Below are 12,169 nucleotides of genomic sequence, written 5' to 3'. Positions count from 1 at the left end.
GGGTGCGGGCCGGGAATGTCGCGACCGTCGTATCGGTTCCACCTGCCGAGGAGGCGTAATGACCGATACACGCAAGGCGATTCTGGCAGGTGGATGCTTCTGGGGCATGGAGGAGCTCATCCGGAGGCAGCCCGGGGTGGTGTCGACGCGGGTCGGCTACACCGGTGGGCAGAACGATCACCCCACCTACCGCAACCATCCGGGGCACGCGGAGTCCGTCGAGATCGTCTACGACCCCGCACGCACCGACTACCGGGCGCTGCTCGAGTTCTTCTTCCAGATCCACGATCCGACCACCCTGAACCGGCAGGGCAACGACATCGGGGCGTCCTACCGTTCTGCGATCTTCTACCTCGACGAAGAGCAGAAGCAGGTCGCGGTGGACACCATCGCCGACGTCGAGGCGTCCGGCCTGTGGCCCGGCAAGGTGGTCACCGAGGTGACTCCCGCGAGCACCTTCTGGGAGGCCGAGCCCGAGCATCAGGACTATCTCCAGCGGTACCCGAACGGGTACACCTGCCACTTCCCGCGGCCGGGCTGGAAGTTGCCGAACAGCCGCGTCGCCGACTCGGCGAACTGAGCTGCGCGCACGGGGGCGTTCCATCCGAACGGCCCCGTGCCGCCGGCAGCGGTTCCTCGTCGGTGTTTCCGCGCGTCCGTATCGTGGAAGTACGGTTCGGAACGACACGCGGAGGAGTGCTCGATGGGAATGTTCGGTAAGGCGATGAAGAGCGCCGCCGCGGTCAAGGCGATCCAGATCGTCCGACGTGAGGCGGCCAAGCCGGAGAACCAGCGCAAGGCCAAGGAGATGCTCGCCAAGTTGCAGCAGAAGCGCGGCGGCTCGCGCTGATCTGCCGGTCGGGCGGCGAGTGTGGTCACTGCTGTCCGACATGTGTGTCCCGCCGGGTAGGCGGAGAGAAGGTGAACCGTGCTGCGGTTCTTCCTCGTCGGATTTCTGGGCCTGACCCTGGTTCTGGTCGGTGTGATCGCCGCCGTCGGAGGGTGGGTCTGGTGGGTGCTGGTCGTCCTCCTGACGTTTTTGCTGCTGGTCGGAATCTACGATCTCGTGCAGCGTCGGCATTCGGTGCTGCGCAACTATCCGGTGCTCGGCCACATGCGATATCTGCTCGAGAGCGTGCGTCCGGAATTGCAGCAGTACTTCGTCGAGCGGAACTTCGACGGCCGCCCCTTCGACAGGGACGTGCGCACGGTCGTCTACGAACGCGCCAAGGGTATCCACGGCGAACTGTCGTTCGGCACCGAACGCGACATCTACGAGGTCGGCTACGAATACCTCGTGCACTCGACAGCGCCGGTGCCCGAACCCGACGAACCACCGCGGGTGAGCATTGGAGGCCCCGACTGTACGCGGCCGTACTCGATGTCGCTGCTGAATGTTTCGTCGATGAGTTTCGGTGCGCTGTCCGCCAACGCGATCCGGGCGTTGAACCGTGGGGCGGCCCGAGGCGGATTCGCCCACGACACCGGTGAGGGCGGCCTGACGCCGTATCACCTCGAAGGCGGTGGCGACCTGGTCTGGGAGATCGGATCCGGCTACTTCGGGACGCGCGACCGCGACGGCAGATTCGACCCGACGGAATTCGCCGACAAATCCGCCCACGACCATGTCAAGGCGATCTCCCTCAAACTCAGCCAGGGTGCGAAGCCGGGCGTGGGCGGTGTTCTCCCCGCAGCGAAGGTGAGCGAGGAGATCGCACGTTATCGAGGTGTTCCGGCCCACGAGAAGTGCATCAGTCCCGCAGCGCACACGGTCTTCACCACACCGCGCGAACTGGTCCGTTTCCTCGCCGGTCTCCGCGAGCTGTCCGGAGGGAAGCCCGTCGGATTCAAACTCTGTGTCGGATCCCGCATCGACGTGCTCGCGATCTGCAAGGCCATGCTCACCGAAGGGACGACACCCGATTTCGTCATTGTCGACGGAGCGGAGGGCGGCACCGCCGCAGCACCCCTCGAGTACGAGGACAACGTGGGTCTGCCGCTCACCGACGGACTGATGACGGTCCACAACGCACTCGTGGGTACCGGATTGAGGGATCGAATCAGAATCGGTGCGAGCGGGAAGGTCGCGACCGGAAACGACATGGTCAAGCGGCTGATCCAGGGCGCGGACTACACCAACTCGGCACGAGCGATGATGATGGCGCTCGGATGCATCCAGGCTCAGCGGTGCCACACGAACAGGTGCCCGGTCGGTGTGACGACCCAGGACCCGAAACGCGCTCGCGCCCTCGACGTCGCGGACAAGGCGCTGCGGGTGCAGCGGTACCACGCGAGCACGGTGCGGCAGGCGGTGCAACTCATGGCGTCGATAGGTGTCGACGAGCCCGGCGACCTCACGACCGACATGCTTCGGAAGAAAGTGTCGCCGACCACTGTTCGCTCCTATACGGAACTCTACGAGTGGCTCCGCCCGGGTGAACTGCTCGCCGATCCACCCGCCACCTGGGCAGCGGATTGGCGTGCAGCCTCGCCGGATTCCTTCCGCTCCCGACCTCGCTCGTGACGGGGCCTCACCGGTGCTGATGCCGCTTTGCGGCGTCAGCCTGCACGGACGGACGCCTCGTCGGTGACCGGCACGAGGTCGAAGGCGTCCTCGAGGGCTCCGAGGGCCGTGTCGAAGTGGTCGAGCAACGGCCGGAGTTGCGGCAGGCTGCGACTGCACGAGGTGAGACCGAACGCGATGGCGTCGTCGGTGCTCGTACACGTGATGTTCAGCGCCTGACCGTCCACCGGTACGGACAGTGGATACACCGCATCCACACGAGCTCCGTTCCAGTACAACGGATCCGGCGACCCCGGCACATTCGAGACGATGACGTTGAAGGGCGGTCGCGGGAGCGCGCGATTGCGTGTGAGGATTCCCACCGCCAGCGGCGCGACGCCGAGTGCGCTCGCCGCCAGCCGGGACAGGGGGGACATCCCCTGCATGGAGGCCTTGCCCTCCGTCGTCGACGCCGACACCCTGGCCAGTCGATCGGCCGGATCGGCGAGATCCGTACCCAGATCCGCCATCAGGACACCGACTTCGTTTCCGGCACAATCCTTGTCGGGCCGAAGACATACCGGCACCATCGCCACGAGCGACTTGTCGGGTAATGCCCCCTGCTCGCTCAGGAAGGCGCGCAGTGCTCCCGATGACATGGCCAGGACGACATCGTTGACGGTCGCGTCGGCTGCTCTCGCCACGGCGCGCAGGCGAGCCAGCGGCCACGAACGCGCGGCGAACCGGCGCGTGCCCGAGATGGGCACGTTGATCACGGTGTTCGGTGCGGCGAGCGACAGCGATCCGCCTACGCCACGCAGTGCCCTGTTCACGGTGCCGGCCAGTGCGGGCACGAAGCCGGTGACCTCGGACGTCGCGGTCCGCACCACCTGCATCGCTGCCTCGGGAAGATCGAGTGCGGTCCCGGACGAGTGGTGCCGGCCCGGCGTGTCGAACGGCGCCCACGGCGCCGGCATGCCGGGCCGCTCGGCGTCCGGGCTCAGGGCGCGGCGCAGCAACTTCATCGCGCCCACACCGTCGGCGAGGGCGTGGTGGATCTTGGTGTAGACGGCGAGCCTGCCGTCCGCGAGGCCTTCGATGACGTGTATCTGCCACAAGGGCCGGCTCCGGTCGAGCAGCGTGCTGTGCAACCGGGAGACGAGATCCCACAGTTCGTCGAGCCCGCCGGGCTGCGGCAACGCGTTGCGTCGTACGTGGTAGCTCAGGTCGAAGTTCGCGTCCTCTTCCCAGGCCCACTGGCCGAAGGTGCCCAGGGAACGGACCGCTCGCTTACGCCACAGTGGGGCGACCTCGTCGTCCTCTGCGGTGGCGGTGAACAGTGCTCCCAGGTCCGCGGCGGTCGTGCCTTCGCGGGGCCGGAGAAGGATCAGCCCGCCCACGTGCATCGGATGATCGCGGGACTCCCCGAGGAGAAACATCGAATCGGTGGGCGACATGGGTGGACGCATCGGCACATTTCCTCCGCCCGGATCGCCGGGCAGTTCCTGACGAGGCCCCCTGCTGCCCCGCCGACATGTGCGTCAAACCATGACCCCCGTCACAGGATTATGACGCGACACAACTAATACGCGATGCCGGGCCGGATCGCCAAGTCCGAACGCCCCGATTCCGGCCGAATCGGGAATTGTTGTCCGATTTGCGAATTCCGAGTGGTCGGTCTCGATGCTGCCGGGCGATCTCGGCGGAAGCCGTGACTCCGGAGTGCCTGCAGAAATACAGTCGAGGGCAGAAACGGAAATCACGAACTCGACACTCCACGCTGTGCCGGGTCCTGCAGATCACCCGGAAGGATCGCGATGTCCGACCCATCGGCCGACATGCCCGCCGCAGGCCGGATCAGACAGGCGGATCTATCACTGCCCTTCTCGGACGTCCAGGATTTCGACGACGTCGATCGCGGCTTCATCGCGGCTCTCGAACCCGGGATTGTGAGGAACACCGATGGCGACGTCGTGTGGGACAGCGATTCGTACGCATTCCTCGAAGGCGACTGCCCGCCGACGGTGAATCCGAGCCTGTGGCGGCAGTCGCGACTCTGCGCGCGGCAGGGTTTGTTCGAGGTCGGTGACCGCATCTACCAGGTGCGTGGTCTCGACCTGTCGAACATGACGCTCGTCGAGGGCGATACCGGCGTGATCGTCATCGATCCGCTGATCTCCGCGGAGACCGCTGCGGCGGGTCTGGCGCTGTATCGGGCGCATCGCGGTGACCGTCCGGTAACCGGGGTGATCTACACCCACAGTCACATCGATCATTTCGGTGGCGTCAAGGGTGTCACGAGGGTCGAGGATGTCGAAGCCGGGCGATGTCCGGTCCTCGCGCCGGCCGGATTCGTCGAACACGCCGTCGCGGAGAACGTGTACGCAGGCACGGCGATGGGCCGTCGCGCCGCCTACATGTACGGGGCGGCGCTGCCGCGAGGTCCTCGCGGTGCCGTCGGTGCGGGACTGGGGCCGACGACCTCGACCGGCACACCGACCCTGATCACTCCGACGATCGACATCGAGCACACGGGGCAGGCAGAGACCGTCGACGGAGTCGAGATCGAGTTCCAGATGACACCGGGCACCGAGGCCCCGGCGGAGATGAATTTCTACTTCCCGCAGCTGCGGGCCCTGTGCATGGCGGAGAACGCCACCCACACCCTGCACAATCTGCTGACGCTGCGCGGGGCGCTCGTGCGGGATCCGCATGTGTGGTCGCAATACCTGACCGAGTCGATCAACCGGTTCGCATACCGCTCCGACGTCCTGTTCGCCTCGCACCACTGGCCGACCTGGGGCACCGAGCGCCTGACCGAGTATCTGTCCCTCCAGCGGGACCTGTACGGCTACCTGCACGATCAGACGCTGCGGGCGATCAACAGAGGGGCCACGGGAATCGAGATCGCCGAGTCGATCGAACTGCCACCGGCGATCGAGAAGGTATGGCACACGCGCGGCTACTACGGCAGTGTCAGCCACAACGTCAAAGCGATCTACCAGCGGTACATGGGTTGGTTCGACGGCAATCCCGCGCATCTGTGGGAGCACCCTCCCGTCGAATCGGCGATGCGGCACATCGAGTTCATGGGCGGCGCCGATCAGGTCCTGGAAAAGGCGCGCCGGTCTTTCGAGGACGGCGACTTCCGCTGGGTCGCGCAGGTGCTGAACTACGTGATCTTTGCGGACCCCGACAACGCGCAGGCCAAGGCGCTGCAGGCGGACGCGCTCGAACAACTGGGCTTCGGTTCCGAGAACGGCACCTGGCGGAACTTCTTCCTCATGGGCGCCTACGAACTCCGCCACGGTGCGATCGGCACTCCCACCGTCACCACCGCCCCGGACATCGTCGGTGCGCTCACGATCGACCAGATCTTCGACGCACTCGCATTACGCGTGGACGGACCGCGCGCATGGTCGACGACGCTGACGATCGACTGGAACTTCACCGACGAGAACAGCGTGCATCGCACTCGGCTGTGCAACGGACTCCTGGTGCACTTCGACACCGACGGATCGCTGCCTGCGCCGGACACCACCATCACCCTGACCCGATCGCTGCTCATCGCGGTGCTGCTCGGCGGTGCCGATCCGGCATCGCTCGTGGCGGACGGCAGCATCACCGTCGACGGGGCGGACGGCGTGCTCGCGATGCTGGTGAGCGTGCTGGACGAACCCGATCCGGACTTCGCGATCGTCACTCCCTGACGTTCCTCACTCCGGTTCGACCCGTTCGATGTTGGCGCCCACGGTGTGGATGACCTGCAGGGTGGGATCCCAGGGGAGCACCGCATCGACCGCGGCGTCGAGTTCGTCCAGGGGCGGTAGCTCGGCCGGGCCGAGCACGGAGACGACCACCGTGGTGCCGTGCCAGTCCACGCCGGTGACCTCCGCACCGGGTGCCCCGTCGAGCCACTGCGTGGCCTGCGCCGAGATCTGCCGTGCCCACAACGACGCCATCGAGTTGACGACCATCGGCACCGCGACGACGACCAGGGCCACCGCGAGGACGGCATACGCTCGTCGCCACCGGTGCCGGACCGTCTCCGCAGCCTCCCGGTAATAGCCTGCGGCGACGAGAACCACTGTGGCCGTGATGATCAGCGCGACCACGTTGGATGCGAACAGCACGAACGCGCCGAGCGCGAGTGTCGGTGCCCCGGAGCCGAGGCAGACACCGACCACCGCGAGCGGAGGCACCAACGAGATCGCGATGGCGACCCCGGGCAGGACGTCCCCGACATCGCGGCGTGTCACCGCGATCGCCCCGACCAGTCCGGTCGCCATGGCCGCCGTCAGATCCATCAGCGTCGGCGACGTGCGACCGAGAACCTGCGAATTCGACAGGACGTTGCCCGGGTTCGCGAGCACCTGGGCGAAGACGACCCCCAGGAGGACCACCAGGACGATGCCGCCGAGGATTCGGGCGACGCTGCGTGCGATCAGCGCACCGCGTCCCACCGCGATGCCCAGGCCGACCCCCAGGATCGGGGTGGACAACGGTGCGACGATCATCGCCCCGATCACGGTGGCCGTCGAATCACTGACCACCCCCGCCACGGCGATGATCGCCGAGAGCGTGAGCATCGTCCAGAACGCCGACCGCTTCGCCTGCCGATCGCCGACCGACAGATCCAGACGCTCGTCGAGTTCGGTCAGGCTGCGTCGCTGGGACTCGGGCACAAGAGTGTCGAACATTCAGCACCTCCCGGAAGAGTCGTCGGGTCCGGCCGGACCCGACACCGTGGCACCGGCTGTCGACGAGCGGGGATCATCGCGACTTCTCCAGGTCGGAGACCACCCAGCGTCCTTCACCGCGGAGTTCGAGGACGCGGTCGTGGAAGGCGTCGAGAGTGCTCCGATGCCCGACACTGACGATCACGGCGTCCGGCAGTGCCTCCCGCATCGTCCGGTACAGCGTGTGCTCGAGACCCTCGTCGACCGCGGCGGTGGCTTCGTCCAGGAACACGATCGCCGGGGACGACAACAGGATGCGCGCGAACCCGAGCCGTTGCTGTTCACCGGGGGAGAGGGTGCGCGCCCAGTCGGCCTCCACGTCGAGTCGATCGGCGAGATGCCCGAGCGCGACCGTCTCGAGCGCCGTGCGTATCGCCGCGTCGTCGTGGTCCGTCGCGCGGGGATAGGCGACGGCCTCGCGCAGGGTGCCCAGCGGTAGATAAGGGTCCTGGGACAGGAACAATCCGTCACCGACCGGCCGGTCGACCTCACCGCGCGCATACGGCCACAGCCCCGCGATCGTGCGGAGCAGGGTGGTCTTCCCACTGCCCGACGCTCCGCGCACCAGCAGCGCCTCGCCCGCCTCGACACCCAGCGACAGATCCGTGACGAGCGGGTCACCCGCCGGGGTCTCCACCGACAGATCCGTCAACTCCAGCCGATCCTCCCGCGCCCGCACCGAGACCGAGGGCAACTCGGCGGCCTGATGCGTCGTGTCGAGCAATCCGTTCAGACGGATCGTCGTCGCGCGGAACGCCGCGAACTCGTCGTACGACTCGCGGAAGAACGACAGCGAGTCGTGCACCTGCCCGAACGCGTTGCTCGTCTGCATGACATCACCGAGGGTCACCTGGCCGGCGAACAGACGGGGACCCTGCACGAGGAACGGAAAGATCACCGCGGTCTGGTTGACCGCCAGGTTGAAACCGTTGAACTTCAGCGTGCGGAACACGATGCGCCACCAGTTGCGGATCACCGCGGCGAACCGCGCGAGCAACCCACCGCGTTCGACGCCCTCACCCCGGTAGAACGCGATGGATTCGCCGTACTCGCGCACCCGCACGAGCGCGTACCGGTAGGTCGCGCCGAGCTTCTCGTTCAGGAAGTTGAGCACGATCAACGGACGGCCGATCCAGAACGCGACTGCTGTGGTGACGAGAACGTAGACGATCACGAGAAAGACCATCGCGCGGGGGATCTCGGTACCGAAGATCGTGATCGGTCCGGACAGATCCCACAGGATTCCGGTGAAGCTGACGATCGACAGCACCGCCGTCACCGCTCCCATCGACAGCACCCGCGTGGTGGTGACGAAATTCGTGATGTCGACCTGGATGCGCTGATCCGGATTGTCGACCGGCGACGAGACGAACCGATCCTTGTAGAACGAACCCGACTCCAGCCAGTCGTCCACGAGGCGTTCGTTCAGATGTGTCCGCCACCGGATGTCGAGGGTCTGCCCGAGGAGGTAGTCGACGAGCGCTCGCACCACATGGATCGTCGCCAGGATCGCGAAGACCCGCATGAAACGCCAGAAGGCCGACTCGTCCAGATTCTGGATCGCCGTATAGAAGTCGTTGTACCAGTAGGAGAACAACACGTTCATCCGCACGGCGAACACCGTCAGCAGCAACACGATCGCGGCCAGGGCAAGACCGCCGGCACCGTTGCGCGGGTCGAAGAAGGACGCGGCGATACGCCACCACTGGCGACCCCAGCGCGTGAACCGCACGATCGCGGCGATCACAACGACGAAGGCCAGGGCGGTGATCGCAAAGGCTTTCGCCATCCACATGACGCTGTCGACGACGACGGTTCCCCAATCCAACATGTCGGCCTCCGACAGGCATCAGTGGAGTCGCATCCCTACAGTCGCATCCCTACAAGGATCACCCTGCAGGCCGCAGCAGGAATACGAAGTCGCGGAATCCGGTGGCCGGAATCCGAATCGTTCACCCCTCGGTGTCACCGCGACTGCGCCGCCGCCACTGCACCGCGGCCGCGAGCAACCGGATCCCGACGGCGAAGAAGACCAGGTTCGCCACCATCTGCACCGACACCACAGCGCGCGCAGCCTCGGACTCGGCGGAGATGTCCCCGAAGCCCACCGTGGCGAAGACGGTCAGGCAGAAGTAGATCGCATCGATGCGGGACAGCGGCTCGGAGAAGTTGTCCGCGGCGACGACCGACATCCGCAGATAGACGGTCGCGAACAGCACGAGATGCAGGGACACGACGCTGATGAGCGCCTCGATCGCCTGCACCGCCGGATACTCCGCGGCGAGAATCCTGTGGACCTGCCACCCGCCGACGAGCAGTACCACCACGCCGCCCCCGACGAGGAACAGCACGTCGGACAGGCCGGTGACCTGATCCAGGGGAACCACGAAATACACGCTGACCAGCACGAGCGCGGTGAGTGCAGGTCGCGCCAGCGCAGCCAGGATCAACCGTCTCCGCTCCCGCGGATCAGGTGTGCGCGGAGGATCGGCCACGGTCGTCCCCGTCCCGGAATGATGACCTTTGCCCCTACGGTATCGATCGGGCCGGGGCGACGATGGGAAGACCGAGTATCCGATCCGGCCCGGAAGGTCGACGCGGGCGGGGAGTGTGGGGAGTCGTCGATGACCGAACACGAACTGTGGGTCCGACCGATCGCGGAGGTGGGCGCCGCCGACGCGCCGACCGTCGGTGGCAAGTCCGCGAACCTCGGAGAGCTCACCCGCGCAGGCTTTCCGGTACCGCCGGCGTTCGCCGTCACCACCGCCGCCTATCTCGACGCGATGGACGCAGCCGGCATCCGATCCCGGCTGGCCGCCGAGGCCGTGCCCGACCCCGACATCGACGACGCCACCCTCATCCGCACCTCCGCGGAACTCGCCGCCCTGGTGACGGGTTCGACCGTCCCGGCCGGGATGCGCGCGGCGATCGTCTCCGCCTACGAGAGCCTCGGTCCCGACGTGCCGGTCGCGGTGCGGTCGTCGGCTCCCGCAGAGGACGCCTCCGACACGTCGTTCGCCGGGATCCACGAGTCGTACACGAACATCATCGGTGCGGACGCGGTGATCCGCGCGGTGCAGGCGTGCTGGGCCTCGTTGTGGTCCGAACGCGCCCGCACCTACCGAGGGTTGCGCGGGGTGACCGACGAACCGTCCATCGCGGTGGTGGTCCAGGTGATGGTGAAGTCCGAGTCGTCGGGCGTGGCCTTCACGGCCGACCCGCGCACGGGCGAACTCGATCGCATCGTCATCGAGGCAGCTCTCGGTCTCGGGGAGGTCGTCGTCGGCGGGCAGGTCGAACCCGACACCTATGTCGTTGCGAAGGACGGCTTCGAGGTGCTCGACGTGCATCTCGGCCATCAGGAGTTCCGCATCACCTCCACCGACAGCGGGGACAGTCGCGTCGCCGTCGATCCCACGCGCCGCACCCGGGTGCTCGACGACGATCAGCTCCTGCGCGTCGCGCGCTTGGCCGCCGGAGTCGAGGAGCACTACGGGCGCCCCCAGGACCTCGAATTCGCGTTCGCGAACGACGAGTTGTGGATCGTGCAGACCCGCCCGATCACCACGCTCGATCAACCGGCGACGCCCGCCCCGTCCGGAAACGGCGAGGCACGAGCGTTGCTGACCGGTCTCGGTGCCGGCCCCGGGACGGCGACCGGCCGAGTGCGGGTGCTGCACGAACTGGTCGACGGGAAGAAGCTGAGCGACGGCGAGATCATCGTGGCGCCGATGACCAGACCCGACTGGTTGCCGATTCTGCGCCGCGCCGGCGGCATCGTCACCGACGGTGGTGGTATCACCTGCCACGCGGCCATCGTCGGACGCGAACTCGGCAAGCCCGTCGTGGTCGGTGCACGTACCGCCACCAAGGATCTGAAGGACGGGCAGCTGATCACCGTCGACGGCAACGCCGGTGTGGTGTTCGACGGCGCAGTCCACACGGCGGAACGGCCCGTCGCGACGGTATCCGCGTCTGCGGCGTCGGCCGTCGCCGCCGAAACCGTTACGGCCACAGCGGTCTACGTCAATCTCGCGACTCCGGATGCCGCGGAGTCGGTCGCCGCGACCGATGTCGACGGCGTCGGTCTGCTCCGTGCCGAGTTCATGATCACCGAAGCGCTCGCGGGCGAACACCCTTCGCACATGATCGCGCAGGGACGCCGCGACGAGTACGTGGAGAAGATGGCGGGTGGCCTGGCGCGGATCGCGGCGGCGTTCGCCCCGCGTCCGGTCGTGTACCGCGCGATCGACCTGCGCAGCAACGAATTCGCCGATCTCGAGGGTGGTGAGGTCGAACCCCACGAAGAGAACCCGATGATCGGTTACCGCGGGTGCTTCCGGTACATCCGGGATCCGGAACTGTTCTCCCTGGATCTCGATGTGCTGCACCGGGTTCGGAGCACACACCCGAACGTGCATCTGATGATCCCGTTCGTGCGCACCCGCTGGGAGCTGCGGGACTGCCTCGCCCAACTCGACCGGCATCCGCTCGGTTCCGACCAGCGCATGCAGCGCTGGATCATGGCCGAGGTCCCGTCGGTCGTCTATTGGTTGCCGGAATACGCGAAGCTCGGCATCCACGGCGTGTCCATCGGAACCAACGACCTCACGCAGTTGATGCTCGGCGTGGACCGGGACTCGGAGGTGTGCAAGGACCTGTTCGACACCCTCGACCCGGCGGTGCTCGACGCGATCGACCACATCATCGAGCGCGCCTCCGCCGCGGGACTGACGACGTCGCTGTGCGGTCAGGCCGTGTCGACGAGCACCGAACTCGCCGAACATCTCGTCCGGCGCGGCATCACCTCCGTGTCGGTCGCGCCCGACGCAGCAGCGCAGACGCGGCGAACGGTCGCGCGAGCGGAACAACGCATCCTGCTCGACCGCGCCCGGCGCGCCGGGACATGACCGGCGGGGAACCGTCC

The 12,169-nt window shown here is 66.9% G+C and carries 9 protein-coding genes; 5 read left to right on the top strand and 4 right to left on the bottom strand.

All coding sequences use genetic code 11. From position 1 onward, the window contains the following. The first annotated feature begins 58 nt into the window (after positions 1-58). The 3 genes from msrA (at position 59) to U9J23_RS13840 (ending at position 2,524) form a co-directional block, all read left to right on the top strand. Entirely contained in the window at positions 59-580 is a 522-nt protein-coding gene (msrA, locus tag U9J23_RS13850) for a peptide-methionine (S)-S-oxide reductase MsrA (protein ID WP_059381041.1), read from the top strand. Positions 581-703: 123 nt separating this feature from the next. Beyond that, positions 704-850: a hypothetical protein gene (locus U9J23_RS13845; RefSeq protein ID WP_155418930.1), complete on the top strand. Its 147-nt coding sequence runs from the start codon at positions 704-706 to the stop codon at positions 848-850. A gap of 78 nt (positions 851-928) precedes the next feature. After that, a complete protein-coding gene (locus U9J23_RS13840) occupies positions 929-2,524 on the top strand; it encodes an FMN-binding glutamate synthase family protein (RefSeq protein ID WP_272268711.1) in 1,596 nt (531 codons plus the stop codon). Positions 2,525-2,559: 35 nt separating this feature from the next. Here U9J23_RS13840 and U9J23_RS13835 read toward each other — a convergent pair whose 3' ends face one another. Beyond that, positions 2,560-3,972, bottom strand: coding sequence for a WS/DGAT/MGAT family O-acyltransferase (locus tag U9J23_RS13835; protein WP_226949845.1), 1,413 nt, complete (start codon positions 3,970-3,972; stop codon positions 2,560-2,562). A gap of 348 nt (positions 3,973-4,320) precedes the next feature. Here U9J23_RS13835 and U9J23_RS13830 point away from each other — a divergent pair, with 348 nt between their 5' ends. Beyond that, a complete protein-coding gene (locus tag U9J23_RS13830) occupies positions 4,321-6,213 on the top strand; it encodes an alkyl/aryl-sulfatase (protein ID WP_059381044.1) in 1,893 nt (630 codons plus the stop codon). 6 nt (positions 6,214-6,219) lie between these two features. Here U9J23_RS13830 and U9J23_RS13825 read toward each other — a convergent pair whose 3' ends face one another. The 3 genes from U9J23_RS13825 to U9J23_RS13815 all read right to left on the bottom strand — a co-directional run bounded on the left by U9J23_RS13825 (position 6,220) and on the right by U9J23_RS13815 (position 9,737). Continuing rightward, entirely contained in the window at positions 6,220-7,203 is a 984-nt protein-coding gene (locus U9J23_RS13825; RefSeq protein WP_059381045.1) for a TIGR00341 family protein, read from the bottom strand. 73 nt (positions 7,204-7,276) lie between these two features. Beyond that, on the bottom strand, positions 7,277-9,070 hold the full coding sequence (locus U9J23_RS13820) for an ABC transporter ATP-binding protein/permease (RefSeq protein ID WP_059381119.1): 1,794 nt from the start codon (positions 9,068-9,070) through the stop codon (positions 7,277-7,279). A 124-nt stretch (positions 9,071-9,194) separates the two neighbouring features. Beyond that, positions 9,195-9,737 carry a potassium channel family protein gene (locus U9J23_RS13815; RefSeq protein ID WP_059381046.1) on the bottom strand — a complete coding sequence of 181 codons (543 nt, stop codon included), beginning with the start codon at positions 9,735-9,737 and terminating at the stop codon, positions 9,195-9,197. Positions 9,738-9,866: 129 nt separating this feature from the next. Here U9J23_RS13815 and ppsA point away from each other — a divergent pair, with 129 nt between their 5' ends. Continuing rightward, positions 9,867-12,152: a phosphoenolpyruvate synthase gene (gene ppsA, locus U9J23_RS13810; protein WP_059381047.1), complete on the top strand. Its 2,286-nt coding sequence runs from the start codon at positions 9,867-9,869 to the stop codon at positions 12,150-12,152. Positions 12,153-12,169: the final 17 nt, after the last annotated feature.

Origin of the sequence: Rhodococcus sp. PD04 (genome assembly GCF_035918275.1) — a bacterium.
GTDB classification, from domain to species: Bacteria; Actinomycetota; Actinomycetes; order Mycobacteriales; family Mycobacteriaceae; genus Rhodococcus; species Rhodococcus rhodochrous.
The sequence above is the reverse complement of the archived record's forward strand: the minus strand, read 5'-3'. Positions and strand labels throughout refer to the sequence as shown.